The sequence below is a fragment of the Methylomonas stagni genome (genome assembly GCF_050154735.1).
Lineage (GTDB): Bacteria > Pseudomonadota > Gammaproteobacteria > Methylococcales > Methylomonadaceae > Methylomonas > Methylomonas koyamae_A.
In genome coordinates this window covers 1765841-1782481 of the sequence record NZ_CP189557.1, presented here as the reverse complement: position 1 = coordinate 1782481, position 16641 = coordinate 1765841, and the positions used below count along the sequence as shown (strand labels likewise).

At 56.5% G+C, this 16641-nt stretch carries 9 protein-coding genes; 6 read left to right on the top strand and 3 right to left on the bottom strand.

Translation table 11 applies throughout. The features are described from left to right. Positions 1–86: 86 nt before the first annotated feature. Positions 87–2597 carry a patatin-like phospholipase family protein gene (locus ACP4CD_RS08345; RefSeq protein ID WP_426994216.1) on the top strand — a complete coding sequence of 837 codons (2511 nt, stop codon included), beginning with the start codon at positions 87–89 and terminating at the stop codon, positions 2595–2597. Positions 2598–2874: 277 nt separating this feature from the next. On the opposite strand, the gene ACP4CD_RS08340 is transcribed toward ACP4CD_RS08345, so the two are convergent. Continuing rightward, positions 2875–3561 (bottom strand): hypothetical protein, encoded by a 687-nt coding sequence (locus tag ACP4CD_RS08340; RefSeq protein ID WP_064030859.1) that lies wholly within the window; start codon positions 3559–3561, stop codon positions 2875–2877. Between the two features lie 301 nt (positions 3562–3862). Between ACP4CD_RS08340 and ACP4CD_RS08335 the strand changes: the two genes are divergently transcribed. After that, positions 3863–7033: a hypothetical protein gene (locus tag ACP4CD_RS08335; protein ID WP_426994215.1), complete on the top strand. Its 3171-nt coding sequence runs from the start codon at positions 3863–3865 to the stop codon at positions 7031–7033. 786 nt (positions 7034–7819) lie between these two features. Here the strand turns inward: ACP4CD_RS08335 and ACP4CD_RS08330 are convergent. Further along, positions 7820–11086, bottom strand: coding sequence for a chemotaxis protein CheB (locus ACP4CD_RS08330; protein ID WP_426994214.1), 3267 nt, complete (start codon positions 11084–11086; stop codon positions 7820–7822). Between the two features lie 377 nt (positions 11087–11463). Then, entirely contained in the window at positions 11464–12018 is a 555-nt protein-coding gene (locus ACP4CD_RS08325; protein ID WP_426994213.1) for a PAS domain-containing protein, read from the bottom strand. Positions 12019–12373: 355 nt separating this feature from the next. Between ACP4CD_RS08325 and ACP4CD_RS08320 the strand changes: the two genes are divergently transcribed. The 4 genes from ACP4CD_RS08320 to ACP4CD_RS08305 all read left to right on the top strand — a co-directional run bounded on the left by ACP4CD_RS08320 (position 12374) and on the right by ACP4CD_RS08305 (position 16612). Continuing rightward, complete coding sequence (locus tag ACP4CD_RS08320; RefSeq protein WP_064030890.1) at positions 12374–12874, top strand: sigma-70 family RNA polymerase sigma factor; 501 nt, start codon at positions 12374–12376, stop codon at positions 12872–12874. 87 nt (positions 12875–12961) lie between these two features. Continuing rightward, entirely contained in the window at positions 12962–13939 is a 978-nt protein-coding gene (locus ACP4CD_RS08315) for a FecR family protein (RefSeq protein WP_426994212.1), read from the top strand. Between the two features lie 48 nt (positions 13940–13987). Further along, the gene (locus ACP4CD_RS08310; protein ID WP_426994211.1) at positions 13988–14164 is read left to right on the top strand and encodes a hypothetical protein; all 177 of its coding nucleotides are present in this window, start codon (positions 13988–13990) and stop codon (positions 14162–14164) included. 27 nt (positions 14165–14191) lie between these two features. Further along, positions 14192–16612, top strand: a complete 2421-nt coding sequence (locus ACP4CD_RS08305; protein ID WP_426994210.1) for a TonB-dependent siderophore receptor — start codon at positions 14192–14194, stop codon at positions 16610–16612. The last annotated feature ends 29 nt before the right edge of the window (positions 16613–16641 follow it).

Sequence of the window (16641 nt, the reverse complement as noted above, 5' to 3'; positions counted from 1 at the left end):
ACTCTAACGCGCCAAGTTGGCTAAGTTAGTCCGGACCGCCGCGCCTTATACGGCGCCGCCGCTCGTCATCCAATGGAGATTCGCCCATGTCCGAAGCCATGTCGCTCGCCGAGCGACCCAGTGCCGCCGATAAAAAGGCCGCCCACGAATTCCTGACCGAACTGCGTACCCGCATCGCGACTCAAAGTCTGCCGTATCAATACGGTATCGAAGCCAGCGCCTTGCAAAGTCTGTTCGATTTGTTCGGCTTCGGCCGGACCGCGATCAAGGACAATCCCGGCTGCGAGCTGTTTGCCGCCAAAGTCACGCAGTTGCTTAATGTCGAGTTACGGCCGGTGACTTCGAAATGGCACCGGGCCAAGGAAGCCGGCGTATTGGATTCGCGCGACGGCGCCGACGCGTTTCGCGGCGAATTAAACCGGATAAAGGAGGTGCTGCGCCAATTCGCCGACGAGTTTCATCAAATGGCTTACGGGACCAGTTGGCGGGACCAGGATTGTCCGGGAGCCTTGGCACGGGAAGACGTCAAGGGCTTGTTCGAGTCGCTGCGGTTCGGCATTCCCGCCGCCTATTTCGACGAAGCGCCCGAGCGGGTCAATCGAGACGAGGCCGACGATATCGACCAGCGCCGGCAATATTATTTGATTGACACGCCGCAGGGCGAGGACGCGGTCGGACTGGCCCTGTCCGGTGGCGGCATTCGTTCGGCCACGTTTGGCCTCGGCATCGTGCAGGTGCTGGCCGACCATCGATTGCTGCATCAGGTGGATTATCTGTCCACGGTTTCCGGCGGCGGTTACACCGGCAGTTTCATCAGCAGCCGTTTGAGCGAAGGCGTTTCGGTGTGTGATTTAGGTAAGCCGCACGGGCCGGACCCCGATCCGATTCGCTATGTTCGGCAACGCGCCAAATTTTTGTCCGCCCAAAACCTGAAGCAAGCTTGGGGCATGGCCACAGCCACCTTGGGCGGTATGTTATTGAACTGGACGGCACCGCTGTTTGTGATTGCGGCGATTGTCGAGTTAACGCTGCTGACCCAACCCTTTTTAAAGGGCTATTGGCAAGAAGCATTAAATGTTCTAGCCGGGCTATCCGCGCTCAGTTTGATCGGCTGGGGCGTGGCGATGCGCTGGCGCCCCGATTACGCGAGCAAGGCCGGTTGGTTGTTCGGTACGCTCACCGGTTTCACGTTGTTGGCTTACTCCGCGCAAGCGATCGGCAACGGCTATAAAATCGCGCTGGATGTTTATGTTTGGTTGAAAGCCCACTGGACATTTCCGGCCGTCATCGGCGGCTTGATTACCGCGACGCCGGCGGCGATGCGATTTCTGCCTATCTTCAAGGAACCCAAACTGCGGCGTATCGTGTTGCAGGTCTTGTTATGGTCGGCGGGCTTGTTGATTCCAATCTTGGGCCTGTTGCTGGGTTACGCGCTTTGGCACTTGCGGACCATTAACGTGGCGGTACCGGTATTGGAATGCGTATCCGGTGATTGGGCGCTGCTGGCGATCCTGGCCGCCTCCGGCGTGATTGCCTTTCTGGTGCTGAACATCAATTTGACCGGTCCGCACCGCTTGTACCGGGACGGCTTGTCCCGGACCTTTATCGGCACGGTCGAGCAGCCTTATCGAATCGTCGAGTTGGCGAAACTGAATAGCGGAAACCAGGCGCCTTACCATCTGGTAAACACCGCGCTAAACCTGCCGTCCAGCGAACGCCCCAACCTGCAGGATAGACGTTGCGACTTCTTTTTGTTTTCCAAGTACTGGATAGGCGCGCCTTCGGTCGGTTACGCCGAAACAACCCGTTGGCGAGCCAACGGCAAACCGGTGGATCTGGCCACCGCGATGGCGACTTCGGGCGCCGCGCTCTCCGCTCACATGGGTTTGGGCGCGATGCCGACGCTGACAGCGTTGTTGGCGGTACTAAATTTACGATTGGGATTTTGGATCAAGAATCCGCGAATTTGGTCGCCGTTTTCGGAACCCGGTTTCTTGTGCTTGATTCGGGAAATGTTCGGTGTCGGGATGTCGGAACGCAAGGCTTGGCTGAATCTGTCCGACGGCGGTCATATCGAAAATATGGCAGTGTACGAATTGTTGCGGCGGCGCTGTAAATTCATCGTCTGCGTGGACGGTGAGGCCGATCCGGGATTTGGCTTCGGCGGTTTGATGACTTTGGTACGCCACGCCCAAATCGATTTCGGCGTGCGCATCGAACCGGCGTTGGACGACATCCGCCCGAATCCGGCCAGCGGTTTCAGCCGGAGCCACGCCCATTTTTGCGTGATTGACTATCCTGCCATCGATGCCACGCCGGCCGGTACCGGTTTCTTGTTGTACTTGAAACTGTCGGTCACCGGCAACGAGCCGGCGCTGATCGAACGCTACCGTCTGAACCACCCGGATTTCCCGCACCAAACCACGCTGGACCAATTCTTCGACGAAGAACAATTCGAAGCCTACCGGCAACTGGGTGTGCATGTCGCCGAAGGTTTGTTTTCCAGAGCGTTGGTTGGCGATACGCCACCCGAGACCATCGCCGCTTGGTTCGAACGCTTGGCGGCGAATTTGTTGCTACCAAGTCGAGCGCGGTAGCGCTTGGTTTGAACGGATTAACATCCTAACGTTCATGAAAAGATTTTCGCGCCGAAGAATGAAACCAATCGGCGTGGGAGCGGCTTTAGCCGCGATCGAGGGCGTTCCGACACCGGTATGTCCATACCACGCCCAACGACTTCCTTAAGTTACAAGCGAAGCGCCCAACCGCTGGCTGAGCGGAGCCCAACCGCCGGCTGAGCCAATGACGCGCCGGGTCTTCAACGCCACGGCCGAAGCTCGGTCGCCGCGACAGCAACCTAAGTTGCGACGAAACCTAGTCGGCGGCAAAACAATAGAAATAGCCGGCCCCGCCGGTAGCGACCAGGTTTTCCTGGCTGCAACCCCGGCTGTCGTGGGTTGAGTTCCACGACACGTTACCGCCGGTGCGGCCGCCGTTGGTGCGGTCGAAATGGCCGACGCGGACCGTGCCTTCGCCGCTGCTCGTGTAATTTTTGCAGGTGTGGTCGGCGGCATCGGTATAGGCCGTGCCGTCCGGTTTAGACCCGGTCAGGATATCGTGTTCGTTCGGCGTGTCGCCGACGCCTTTCAGCGCTTCGCCTTTCTCGGTGTAGGCGGTCTTTTTATGCAGATTGTTACCCAACTGCGCCAGTTCCAAGGTATCGCCGTGCAAATGCGCGACGTCGTTCGCGACGATGACGCCGGCGGCATTGGCCCAAGGTCCTTTACCGATGCGGTCGCGGGCATTGACGGCGGGCTGGCCGCCGCTGGGCTGGGTGCTGAGATACGCATGCCAGGTTCGGTGGCCGGCACCGACCGCGCCGGCCAGTTGTTGGCAATGAGCATCGGCGCCGGCTAAGCCGCCCAGGTCGGCGCCCTTGCCCAGTCCGGTACTGGTCACGAAAAAGCCCAAGGGCGGTTTGGCGGCTTCCGGCGCTTGTTGAGCAAGGGCGGCTTGACTGCCTAAAAGCCACAGGCCGGCAACGAAACAAGTTTTCTTCATGTGATGTTCTCTCAATTGGAATGAATACGGCAGGCTCACTGTTAAGCCTACAACCAGGCACGGCGGCAGTTATCGTGCCAACTGCTCGAATCGCGCGGTGACAGGCGGAAACCAGTTTCCGAGGGTGTTGGGCTGTTGTTACTCGAGCAGGTATTGCTGGCGACATGCTGAAAAATCAGCAGTGGTTGGCCGCGATCGAGCGTTGCCCGCCAACGTGCGTACAGGCGGAAACGCCGAGTGAAAACCCGGAGTCTGTACTAAGCTGGACAGCGTTTTCATCGCGACATCCGAGGTCATTCCGTTGAACCAGTCCGCTTATTTCTTCGACTCGGACGGCGCTTTCGTCGTCGAGCAATACAACGACCAAGCGCCGTTCGCCAGTTTCCTGCCGGGCATCGCCGGCGTTTCGGGCCGTCCGGCCTGGGCGTTTTACGTCAATCGCGGCCAGGCCATCGCCAGCTTCGGCGTTCGCAACAAAGACGGCGCGTTCCTGGAGTTTTTTCCGGCCGACAAGGCCTACCAACTGACTGCGTCGCGCGGTTTTCGCACCTTTCTAAAGATCGGCGACGGCCCGGCCGCGATTGGCCACGAGCCTTTTCAGCGTAACGCCGGCGCCGACGTTCGGCAACGTCTGTACGTGTCGGAGCACGAAGTCGGCGTCGAGGAATCTCATCCGCGCCTGGGCTTGCGGATCCGCGCCGATATGGCGACCTTGCCGGAAGCGGCGGTGGCCGGGTTGATGCGCCGAGTCGAAATCACCAACACCTCGCCGGTCGGTCTGTCTATCGAAGTCGTCGACGGCTTGCCGCAAGTGCTGCCTTACGCAATGAATCAATGGATACTTAAGTTCATGAGTCGTACCTCTGAAGCGTTTATGCGCGTCGAGGAGGCCGCCAGCCGGGTAGCGTTTTATCGGCTACGAGTGTGGCCGACCGACAGTCCGCAAGTCGAGCCGGTCGTGGCCGGCAACTTTTTTGCCGGATTCATGGATGGCGTGTTGAATACGGTCATCGTCGATCCGGAGCGGGTATTCGGCTTGGCTGGGGATTTCTCGAAGGCGGAACGGTTCTTCGCCGACTCGGCGCTGGACTTGGACCGCCAGGTGACCGGCAACCGCACGCCGTCGGCCTTCCAAACCCTGAGGCTGGACGTGCCGCCCGGTGCCAGCCGGGTGTTTTACGGCGTTTACGGCCATGCCGTTTCGCCCGAAGTTTGCCTATCCTTTGTCGCCGAGGCCGCCGAGGCCGGCTATTTTGAAGCCAAGCGCGAGGCCAACCGGCGTTTGCTGGATAGAATCGGTCAAAAAGCGTTTACCGCCACCGCCAAACCGTTGTTCGATGCACACGTTCGTCAGTGTTACCTGGACAACGGTTTGCGCGGCGGCTTCCCGACGCCGGTGCCGGGCGGCGCGTTGCTGTATTTGTTCGGCCGTAAACACGGCGATCTGGAGCGCGATTACAACGACTTTTTATTGCAGGACACGCCGTATTCCGAAGGGAACGGCGACTTCCGCGACGTGCTGCAAAACCGCCGCATCGATTTGTTCTTCGAGCCGGCGCTGGGCGCCCGCAACATTCGCTATTTTTTCAACCTGATTCAGTCCGACGGTTACAACCCCTGTGCGTTGCGCAACAGCCGTTTCGTGGTCGATGCGCCTGAGCGTCTGACGGAACGACTAAGCAGCTTGCCTAGCGTGGCGGCCTTGTTGGCTACCGAGTTCAAATACGCGGAACTTTGGCAAGCGCTGAGCGAGGCTGGCGCCGATGTCGAAGACTTGATCGCCGCGATCCTGGCCGAAGCCCGCGAAGTGGAGGATGCCGAGTTCGACCGCGGCTACTGGTCCGACCATTGGACTTATCTGGTCGATTTGTTGATCGCCTACCGGGCGATCTTTCCCGAGCGGCTGACCGGCTTGTTGCTGGAAACCGGCTATAGCTTTTTCGAGGCCAGCCACTTTGTCGCGCCGCGTACCCAAAAGAGCGTACTGACCGCCCACGGGGTTCGCCAATACGGCGCGGTGCGATTCAGCGCCGACAAGCAAGCGATCATCGCCGCGCGAGCTGCCGATAAGCATCGGGTTCGCGACCGGCACGGCTTGGGTGAAGTGGTCTATACCAGCTTGCTGGGCAAGATTTTGACCTTGGTCGCCAACAAGCTGGCAACACTGGACCCGGCCGGCATCGGCATCGAAATGGAGGCCGACCGGCCTGGCTGGTGCGACGCGTTGAACGGCTTGCCCGGCATTTTCGGTTCGGCGGTCAACGAGACGATAGAACTGCTGCGCTTGGCGGATTTCACCCGGCTGGCCTTGGACGGAGCGGCCGGCAGCTGCGATTTGCCGGCCGAACTGGCTGAATTCATCGCCGGACTACAAGGCTTGCTGGCGGCGCCGGATGCGAGCGCCGAGCGGTTCTGGCGCGACAGCGGCGAGCTAAAGGAAGGCTATCGGGCGCGCGTATTCATGGGCTTTGCCGGCGAACTCAGGACGGTAGGCTTGGCCGAATTGCGCGAGTTTCTGGCCGAGGCCAGCCGGCATCTGACCGCCGCGATCGAAAAAGCTCGGATGCCGCAAGGCATACACACTTATTACTCATACGAAGTCAGCGATTACCGAGCGCTGGAAGGCGACAAGGTCGAAGTGCTTGGCTTCGAACAGCATACCTTGCCCCTGTTCCTAGAAGGCTTCGTGCATGCGTTGCGGATCGCCGGGCCGGACGAGGCGCGCCGCTTGTACCAGGCCGCTCGCGCTTCCGCGCTGTTCGATCGCAAACTGGGCATGTACCGCTTGAATGCGCCGCTGGGCAACGATGCGTTGGCCTTGGGACGAATCGGCGTGTTCAATGACGGTTGGCTGGAAAACGGCTCGATTTTTCTGCACATGCACTATAAATTTGTGTTGGAAATGCTCAGGGCCGGGCTGGTCGACGAATTCTATGCCGACCTCGAAAAACTGCTGGTGGCCTTCCGCGATCCAGCGGAGTATCAGCGCAGTCCCATCGAAAACTCCAGCTTCCTGGTCTCCAGCGGCTTCGACGTCGATCCACGCCAACACGGTCGCGGCTGCGTGGCCCGCTTGTCCGGTTCGACCGTCGAATTATTGCATCTGTGGACGCACTTGTTTCTCGGTCCCCAGCCCTTTGCGTGTCGGAACGGGGAACTCTGTTTCGCGCCGGCGCCGCTACTGGCCGGGACGATGTTCGCCGCCGATTCGCGAACCGTGAGCCCATTTGGGTACGACGAGATTCTGCCGGCCGACAGCGCAGCTATGGTCTTGTTTAGAAGCACGCTGCTGGTATATATCAATCCAAGTCGGCGGGACAGTTTCGGAATCAGCGCCGTTCAGCCGCTACGCTATCGCTTGTATGACGGGAATCGGGGCTCGAGGATCGTCGAAGGCGGTAGCTTGCCGGCCGGTATGGCACAAGCGCTGCGGGATGGGCAATTTCGGCGAGTGGATGTCGAATTGGGCTAATGGAAAGTTCTCGGCCGATTCGAAATGCCGCCGCGTCGGGTTGCGTTGGCCGTCGCTACGGCCGGGCCTAAGCCTGACTGGCGTATCAAGGTCCGGCGTTTTCTGGCGAATTTGCCGGTTTTCGAAATCAGTTGCTTTCACTCAGCCAACCTATCTTACTCGGGCCGGGGCGCGCCGAGACGAATACGGTGGCCGACATGCTGTTCGCCAGCTCAGTAGACGTCGACATTCGGCGCTAGGGGCCAAAATCACCGCGAGTTCCGGAGCGCTAACCGATTAAAGTTGGCGGGCGTAAAGACGCCAGGAAAATTAAACCTTCCGACGCTATGGAGCCTGAGCAATTCTGGGGTTGGGATCGATTGCCGCATGCTGTTTAGACGGGGGCCGATGACGACTTGGCAATTAGGCTGCGGATGAAACGCCGATTGACAGCGTGGCTATTAAGCGCGGAACACGAAAGCAGCGTTGGTCGTCGATTACAAACAGCTAATTGAGATCAGCTTAATGCCGTTTTTGGCGGTTCTTTGGCTTTGTTCAATTGCGCTAGAAAATAGGTTTGGTAGTTCCAGTTGATTCTGGGTGGAGGCGGGGTTTTGATTTGAGGCATTGCATTACTTCATTTGTGGAAAGTTTGCAGTCTACACTAAAAACCCAGCCGACTGCAGGTTTCATTTACTGAGCGCGATGGTTTCAGGCGAAATATGCTCGAAATGACCGCGAATCGGAAAAAACTCCGTACTTGGAAGTGGGCTTCCCACGCACAATGCGCTCAAAGACTAAGCAAGGCTAAACCGGTTTTTCTGTGGTAACGACCAAGATGGTATCGCCGTCTTGATAACCGAGTACCGACGCAATCATCGTAATGTCCAGTATTTGCTTATTGCGTGTCAGGCGCTGGCTTTGCGTAACCTGATAGTTGGATTTGCCGGACGTGATACTTTGAAACATTTCGCGGGCTTCAGTGCGGAGATAATCCGGCACCAAGCTGTCAAACTTCATGCCAATGGCCTCCGATCGGCTCCATCCGTACAGCGATTCCGCGCCGGTATTCCAAGCGACGATACTCCCCTCGAAATCGATGACGATGATCGCTTCGTCAACATCCATCAGAAGCGTGGCCAATTTTTGGATGCAGCTGATGCAATGGCGTTTGTCTATTAAAAGATGGCTTCTGAGATCGCGTTCGGTCAATGCAAAGATTTGGCCGGTATCGTTTTGCGACGAAAGCAAGGTGGCCGACACCGAGACATCGATGACTTCTCCGTGGCGGTTCAGACGTTTGCTATCGAATTGGGCCATTTGTTCGCCCTGTTGGAGCTTATCGAAGACGCCACGCATGCGCGGACGTTCAGCCAACGGCACCAGACTTTCGAAACGCATTTGCAGCGCTTCCTGCGAACTCCAGCCGTATAAATTTTCCGCGCCGCGATTCCAGGTAATAAATTTGCCCGTATCGTCCAGCAGAGTAATCGCGTCCGCCGAATCATTGACAAAACTGGCCAAACGTTGGGTTTCCAATTCGGTCTGTTGGCGCAGACTCTGTTGAGTTTGCTTTAACAGATCGATATCGACAAAGGTCAGAATGACGCCGGAATAGATTCGGTCGGATACGGCGTAGGGAATGATCCGCATGAAGTACCAATTGCCGTGTTGATTTTGAACCTCGGATTCCAAAATAATCTTTTTTTCGACAACCTTGCCGATTAAATCCTCGAGGTCGATATCGCGAATCGAATGAGTCAGATGAAAGAACGGCCGGCCGATGTCGTTTTCGACAATATGGAACAGGCTTTGCAGCTTGTGGGTGAAGCGGCGAATATCCAGATTTTCGTCCAGAAACAAGATCCCGATATTGGTGCTATTGAACAAGTTGTCGAGATCGTTGTTCAGAATGGTCAATTCGGTAATTTTGCTCTGATGTTCGGCGTTGACCGTATACAACTCTTCGTTAACGGATTGCAGTTCTTCGTTGGTGCTCTGCAATTCTTCGTTACTGGCCAGCAATTCTTCGTTGGTCGCCTGCAATTCCTCGTTCGAGGTTTCCAACTCTTCAACGGTGGCTTGCAGGTTTTCGCGAGTCAGTTGCAGTTCATGCTCCAGATCGTTGATACGCTGGGCGGCATCCTGGTTAATATCGAAATTGTCGGCGACGAAACCTATATCCTGGGTGGCATGATGATCAGCCTCGAAGATCAGAATGGCAATCAGGGTTTCTTGGCTTTTGCGGCCGGGAAGCAACCTAATATGGATATTCAGCGTCCGAACTTTGTCTTTTTCGCGTAATTTGATGTTGGACATGTTGATGCTGTCGCCGCTTTTCAGCGCTTTCCGCACACCGGTCGCGATTGGAATCGACAAATCCTTGCTGACCAGTTTGGTAATATCGGTGACTAGCTTGCCGCTGGGATAGCTCAGGTAGCGCTGAGCGTCGCCAAAGATGTGGGATATTTCCATGTTTTCGTTCACTATCATCGTGAACGGCAGTATGTCTTTGGTCAGCGCGTTGAAAAAGCGTTCCAGAATCTTGTCGTCTTGGTAGCGATTGGCGAAGTTGCGACCCGATTGCGGCGAATTCGCGCGGAAAGAGGTCATCAGTGCCGGCGGCGGGTCGATGCTGCTAATGCCCAAGGTCCGATATTTACCTCGGGCCCGGTATATCTTGCCTTTCGGACTGATCATGTCGAAATAATCGACCATTTCGCCGATGGATTCGCTGGTGCCGAGCATCAACAGGCCGTCTTTGACCAGTGAAAAATTAAACAGCTCGAGTATCTTTTTTTGCAGGACCGGCTGTAGATAAATCAATAAGTTTCGGCAACTCAACAAATGAATATTCGTGAACGGCGGGTCCTTGATCAGGTTGTGTTGGGCAAATACCACCATTTCGCGGATCGATTGCGAAATTTGAAAGCTGTCTTCCTTGCGCGAAAAATATTTGACCAGCAAATGCGAAGGCACATCGGCGGCGATACTCTCGGGGTATAAACCGGTGCTGGCTTTTTCCACGGCTTTGGCATCGACATCGGTGGCAAATAATTTCATTCGGAAGAAATGCCCGGAATATTCTCGATACTCCGCCAACATAATCGCCAGCGAATAGGCTTCCTCGCCAGTCGAGCAGCCGGCGATCCAAACCCGAATTTCGTTGTTGGTCAGCGATTTGACCAAGGGCGTCAGCCATTTGCCGCGGATTTCTTCGAATACAAAGTCGTCGCGGAAGAAGTTGGTGACGCCGATCAGCAACTCTTGAAATAGCGCGGACACTTCTTGCGAATTATCTTCCAATAGATTGCGGTATTCCTTGAGGTCGCGGCATTGGTTGATCGAGATGCGGCGTTCAATGCGGCGGACTATGGTGTTGGGTTTATAAAACGTGAAATCGACTTTGTGCTTGTCGCGCAGCAACGCGAATATCCGCGTCAAATCGCTGTCTTCCGAGTGGATGGTGGCTTCTTGAACGGCATAGGGATGCTTGACGAATGCCATCAACTGTTTCGGCATGTCTTCGGGCGGCATTATAAAGTCGACCAGGCCGGTGGCGATGGCGTTGCGCGGCATACCGTCGAATTTAGCGCTCTCCTCATCCTGAACCATGACCATGCCGCCATGTTCCTTGATGGCGCGAATGCCGCGAGTGCCGTCGCTGCCGGTGCCGGAGAGAATGATGCCGACCGCGAATTCGGAAACATCCTCGGCCAACGAGCGCATGAAGATATCGATCGGAAGATTGAGTTCGTTGGTGTGGTTTTGATTGTTCAACAGCAGATGGCCGTGAAACATCGTCAGGTTTTTGCGCGGTGGAATCAGGTAAACATGATTCGGCTCCACCTTCATGCCTTCTTCGATTCTCAGCACCGGCATTAGGGTGTGCTTCGATAACAGCTCCACCATCAAACTTTTATAGTCGGGCGACAGATGTTGGACGACGATAAAGGCCATGCCGGTATCCGGCGGCATTTTTTTAAAGAAACTTTCGATGGCTTCCAAACCGCCGGCGGAGGCACCGATGCCTACGACGTATTGCGGCTCCTTCTTGTCATTGGGTGTCTTCATCGGTTCACGGCGCGGAGTAATCGGTGGCGGGAGTAGGTTTCCAAGGCTGGGCGGAAGGCGCGGTATTAGGCTTAGGTCGGGATTAGGAGACTCCGTCGGAACAGATTGCTAGTCATGGCTGCCAGGCGCGCCGCGCTGAGTCTATCGATGCTTAAACGACGTTTTCTTTCCAGCCTTGCTGGCGGAAAGCGGAATTCCAGCGGAAAGACAATGTGGTCGGCTTTTCACTGTCATCGAGGTAAATCATCACGGCAATTCGACTTTGCTTGTTCTCGGGCCGCAGAGTCTAAACGAAACCGAGAGCGCCGATGATGGAAAGCGTTGATTCGCAACGATACCTACGGTGGCGCCATGGACTAAGCCGCGCGAACAAGACGCTATAAATCGTTGACGTCCGCGACGGTGATGATCAATGTTTGGTCGGGTTGGTTCATTAGCGCGACCACATCGTCGCCGCCGATTTTTTTGCCCGACATTTTGACTTTCAACGCTACGTTTTTTCTGCCGTTCAAGCTCAACACCAGCGACTTGCCGTCAGGGTTCTTGAAAAAGCTGTCGAAGCGCGAATTGAAAAGCACTTTATCGTCTTCGAGTATGACCGATGACAAGTGTTTTTTAACAAGTCGCCCTTTTTCAATACCGAGCCATTCCAGGAGGGTGTCATTGACCTGTTCCACAAAGCCGGTCGAGTTCACAATCACAATGCCGACCGGGAGTTGATGGAACAAGTAGTGGTAATTGTTTCTTGAACGGGTAAGTTCTTCTTGAGCGGTACGCAATTCCTGATTTTGCATTTTGAGCTCGATCTGATGAATTTGCAGATCATAGAAAATGCGTTGAATTTCATCTGGCGTGATCTGGCTAATTTCTTCCGGCGTAAAATCGATGATGTCTTCGGCCCTGTCGTTAATCTTCAGCAAATAATCCGCCATGGCAATTCTCCTATTGAAGTAATACACGTTTTCCAGTTCGTGACTGATCCGAAAGCTTACCAGAAAGCAATAAAGTTACAACGACTGTTAATGAACGAACGAAGTCTGGAACGGGCGTGGGAGTAAGGACGGGTCGCTGAATATAACTGTGTTATTTAACATATATTGGGCCAAATCACGTATTTGTTACCCGAAACACGGGGCGGCGATTGACCAGAGAATGTTGATTTCTATTGAGTAATGCTTTCAGGTGCGACTTGTGCTTGCCGACAGCACGACCGGTAACTCACGCACCGCCATGGCAGACCATTCCGTTCCGACAAAATCATCGAAAACGTTAACGCATCAAACCAGCTTGACAGCCGCGCGGATTGCCGAATTTCTCGACCAGCATCGCGATCAGCTCAGCCGTTTTATCCTGCGCAAGCTGGGATCGGAAGAGATGTCGGCGGATATCCTGCAAGAAGCCTATCTGCGCCTAAGCCGGCACGGCGCGCCGGAACGCATCGAGAACCCGCGCGCTTTTGTGTATCGGGTCATCGGCAATTTGGTGATCGATTATCAGCGGCTGAGTGCAAATCGCTTGATGCAGGATATCGACGAAGTCAGTCTGCACGCTATCGCCGCTCCGGCACCGGGGCCGGAACTTAGATACGAACACCAGCAACGCTTGCAAGCGATGCAGCAAGCAATGGCCGAATTGCCCGACGATTGCCGCTTGGCGTTTTATTGGAATCGCGTCGAGGGCCTCGGTCATGCGGAAGTCGCCGCACGCCTGAATATCTCGGAAAGCATGGTGGCCAAGCACCTGGCCAGAGCCATGCGACATTGTCGGGACCGCCTGAAAGGCTATTAGACGCCTGCCGGCCACTGAACTCGAATTTTGCGGCAAGATGGCTAGGCAATCCCGTCATAATACTGTTCAAACCGCGATCCAGCACCGATGACTAAAGCGTCCGTTTCCGAAATCACCGTATTATCCGATCAAGCGATCGATTGGGTGATTCGCTTGCATGCCGGTAATGCCGGTGACCGCGAGCGACGGCTGGCCGCCGAGTGGTGCAATCGGAGCGCTGCCCATCTACGCGCATTTCGCGACGCTGAACGGTTATGGTTGGAAATGGGTCTGGCCGCGAGACCGGCGGAAGACTCGGCGCGCCCGCCGACGCGGCCGGATGACGTCAAACCAAGTACTTTCGGGGCTTTGCGGGTCTTGGCCGTCGCTGCGGTATTGGCATTCGTCGCCGTGCTTCCGTTCTTGGGCATGGCCGATGCCTGGTTTAGCGATTACCGCACCGGCGTCGGCGAGCAGCAAACCGTTACGTTGACAGACGGCAGCGTTGTGTTTTTGAACACCGATACCGCGTTGGATGTGCGCTATACCGCTAGCGGCCGCCAATTGACCTTGAAGCGCGGCCAAGCCTTGTTTCGGGTTGCCGCCGATGTCGGCAGGCCGTTCGAGGTGGCGACCGACTCGGCGGTGGTCAAGGCCTTGGGCACCGTGTTCGAAGTCTGGCAACAGGACGCCGCTACTCGGATTAGCGTAAGCGAACACGCCGTCGCGGTTAAAGGCTTGGCGGACGCCGATTACCGCGCCGATAGCCGCGTCGAGGCCGGAAATCAGGCGGTTTATCGCGCGCAAACCGGTCTGCAAGCGATGTTGGCTGTCGATGCCGGGCAAGTGTCTGCCTGGCAGCGCGGCAAGCTGGTGTTCAAAAACCGGAGCTTGGCCGAAGTAGTGGCGGAGTTGGATCGCTATTTTCCCGGCGCCATCCTGATCGCGGACGCCAAGCTAGCGCAATTTCGGGTCAGCGGCGTGTTCCCGCTGAACGATGCCGACGCCGCGCTGGGGATGATAGAGCACATCCTGGCGATTAAAGTCAGCCGATTGACGCCTTGGTTGGCGGTGTTGCACGGCTGAGCGCGGACTTTGCCATCGTTAAGATCGGGGCGATAGCCGGAACGTCCGATGCAGACGATCGATCGGCTCGCTAGTCAAACGCATCAACGCGCGGGGGCTGACGTTGCCGGCGATCGGCGGTATGGCCTGCCGCTTCTGCAACAGGCCGACGCGGCCCTCGCAAAAAATTTCGGTGTTCATTACAAGATCGTTCCGCTCGTCCGTCTTAACGAAGACGCGGCATAGGCGCCGCCTTAACGTTAAGGAATCGACATGAAACTTCATCCGCAAACCCTCACTGCCGCCGAGCGCGCGTTCCGGCTCCGTAGGACGGCCTCGGCCCTGATGGTCGGCTGCGTCAGCCTGGCGGCGCTGGCCGACGAGCTTCGGCAATTCGATATTCCGGCACAAGCCTTGGACGGCGCGTTGACCCAACTGGCCGATCAGGCCGACCTGCGTTTGCTGTATCCGGCCGAGTTGGTCGCCAAATTGCGTTCGCAGCCGCTGACCGGTCGCCATGCGCCGGAACAGGCGTTGCAAATCCTGCTGCACGCTTCGGGCTTGAGCGCTCGGAAGACCGCCGAACACACCTTTACCGTGGAAGCCGCGCCGGCCAAGCAGTCGGCCGAACCGCAATCGGCGGCGACGATGCCGGCGGTGTCGGTGGTCGGCGACGCGGTCTACGATCTTAACTCGCCGGACAATCGGGACTACGCCGTGCGCGCGGCCGCCAGCGCCACCAAAACCGATACACCGTTGATGGAAACGCCGGTCAACATCCAGATCATCCCGAAAGCGGTCTTGAACGATCAACAAATCATCCAGATGACCGATGCGTTGAAGAACGTGGCCGGCGCCACGGTCAGCCACGGGTCCGGCGGTTTGTCGGACGACATCTTTCTGCGCGGGTTTCGGAGCAGTACCTTTTTTCGCAACGGCTTTCGCATCGATAGCCAATTCGCGTCGATCGGTACCCGGCAAATGGCCAACGTCGAACGCCTGGAGGTCATCAAAGGCCCGGCCGCGATCATGTACGGGCGGATGGAGCCGGGCGGCATGGTCAACGTCGTCACCAAACAGCCGTTGGCGACACCGTATTACGCGCTGCAACAGCAGTTCGGATCCTTCGATTTATACCGCACTAGCTTGGACGCTACCGGCCCGCTGACCGACGACGACACTTTGCTGTACCGTTTCAACGGTTCGTTTGAAAGCAGCGCTTCGTTTCGAGATTTGGTCGACAGCGAGCGCGCCTTCATCGCGCCGATGCTGACCTGGAACGTCAGCCCGCGTACGCAAATCAGTCTGGAAATGGAATATCGCCACGACAATCTGATTGACGATAACAATACTTGGCCGTATTTGAACGGCGGTTTCATCAATATGCCGCGTTCCCGCAATTTGATGGAAGCGGGTAAAGTCCGGGTCGAGGAAAAACTGATCGGGCTGAATTGGTCGCACCAATTTAACGACGATTGGAGCATCAAGCAGCGCTTCGTCGCCGATTTGCTGGATAACGTTCAGCATTGGACCAGCGCGGCGGCCGATACGTTGTTACCCGGCAACTTGCTGCCGCGCAGCCAAACTTTGATAGACGGCACTCACAACACCTACTTTACGACCCTGGACTTGACCGGTCGGTTCGCGACCGGTCCGTTGGAGCATACCTTGTTGTTGGGCGGCGACTATTACCGCGTCGATCATATTAGCGACCCGTACTCGGCCGAGTTGGCGAACATCGATGTTTACCACCCCGTCCACAACGCCGATATTGTCAGCCCTTGGGTTTCCGCTGGCTGGGGTGGCAATAATAGCGCCGATTACATCGGGATTTACGCCCAGGATCAGATCAAGCTGCCGCACGGCCTGCATGTGCTGGGCGGATTTCGTTACCAGTACGTCAAGCAGTGGGATAATTTAAGCCACACCGCTCAACCGGTGGACGACGACGTGACGCCCAGGGTCGGCGTGCTTTGGCAAGCGCAAGATTGGTTGAGTTTTTACGGTAACTACATCGAAAACTTCGGGGTGTCCAATCAGTGGGCCATCTCGGCCAGCGGCAAACCGTTACCGCCAGAGAGTGCCCAGCAGTGGGAGATCGGCAGTAAGTTCGAATTTTTCGACGGTAAATTCAGCGCCACATTGGCGTATTACGACATCACCAAACAAAACGTCGTAACCCGCGACCCGAATTCTCCGTTCAACAGCAACTTCAGTATCGCCGCCGGCGAAGTGCGTAGTCGCGGGCCGGAAGTGGACATCCGCGGCGAATTGCTGCCCGGTTGGAACCTGATCGCCACCTATTCCAACTTCGATACTCGTGTGACCAAGGACAACAACGGTTTGCAGGGCAACCGCCTATACGCGGTGCCGCGTAATGTCGGTAGTTTGTGGTCAACCTACGACGTTCTGAGTGGCGAATTGCGAGGCGTGAAAGTCGGTGGCGGGGTGACCATGCGCGACGGCTCCACCGACGGCACCGGCGACAACTACCAGACCGCCGGCTACGCGACCGTGGACTTGCTGGCCGCTTATTCCTGGAAGGTCGATAAATCCAAATTGACCGCGCAGCTCAATGTTTACAATTTGCTTGATAAAAGCTATTTCACCGATGCTTATATCAGCGGGGCCAGTAGTAGCCGCACCATAGGCACGCCTAGGGCATTTTTGGGCTCGATCAAACTGGAATTTTAGCGCGGATAACGAGGAGGGGGGCATCGTGC

Coding starts and splice junctions, on each gene's coding strand:
- ACP4CD_RS08345 (WP_426994216.1), top strand. CDS start 87: ATGTCCGAAGCCATGTCGCTCGCCGAGCGACCCAGTGCCGCCGATAAA.
- ACP4CD_RS08310 (WP_426994211.1), top strand. CDS start 13,988: ATGCAGACGATCGATCGGCTCGCTAGTCAAACGCATCAACGCGCGGGG.
- ACP4CD_RS08315 (WP_426994212.1), top strand. CDS start 12,962: ATGACTAAAGCGTCCGTTTCCGAAATCACCGTATTATCCGATCAAGCG.
- ACP4CD_RS08340 (WP_064030859.1), bottom strand. CDS start 3,561: ATGAAGAAAACTTGTTTCGTTGCCGGCCTGTGGCTTTTAGGCAGTCAA.
- ACP4CD_RS08325 (WP_426994213.1), bottom strand. CDS start 12,018: ATGGCGGATTATTTGCTGAAGATTAACGACAGGGCCGAAGACATCATC.
- ACP4CD_RS08330 (WP_426994214.1), bottom strand. CDS start 11,086: ATGAAGACACCCAATGACAAGAAGGAGCCGCAATACGTCGTAGGCATC.
- ACP4CD_RS08305 (WP_426994210.1), top strand. CDS start 14,192: ATGAAACTTCATCCGCAAACCCTCACTGCCGCCGAGCGCGCGTTCCGG.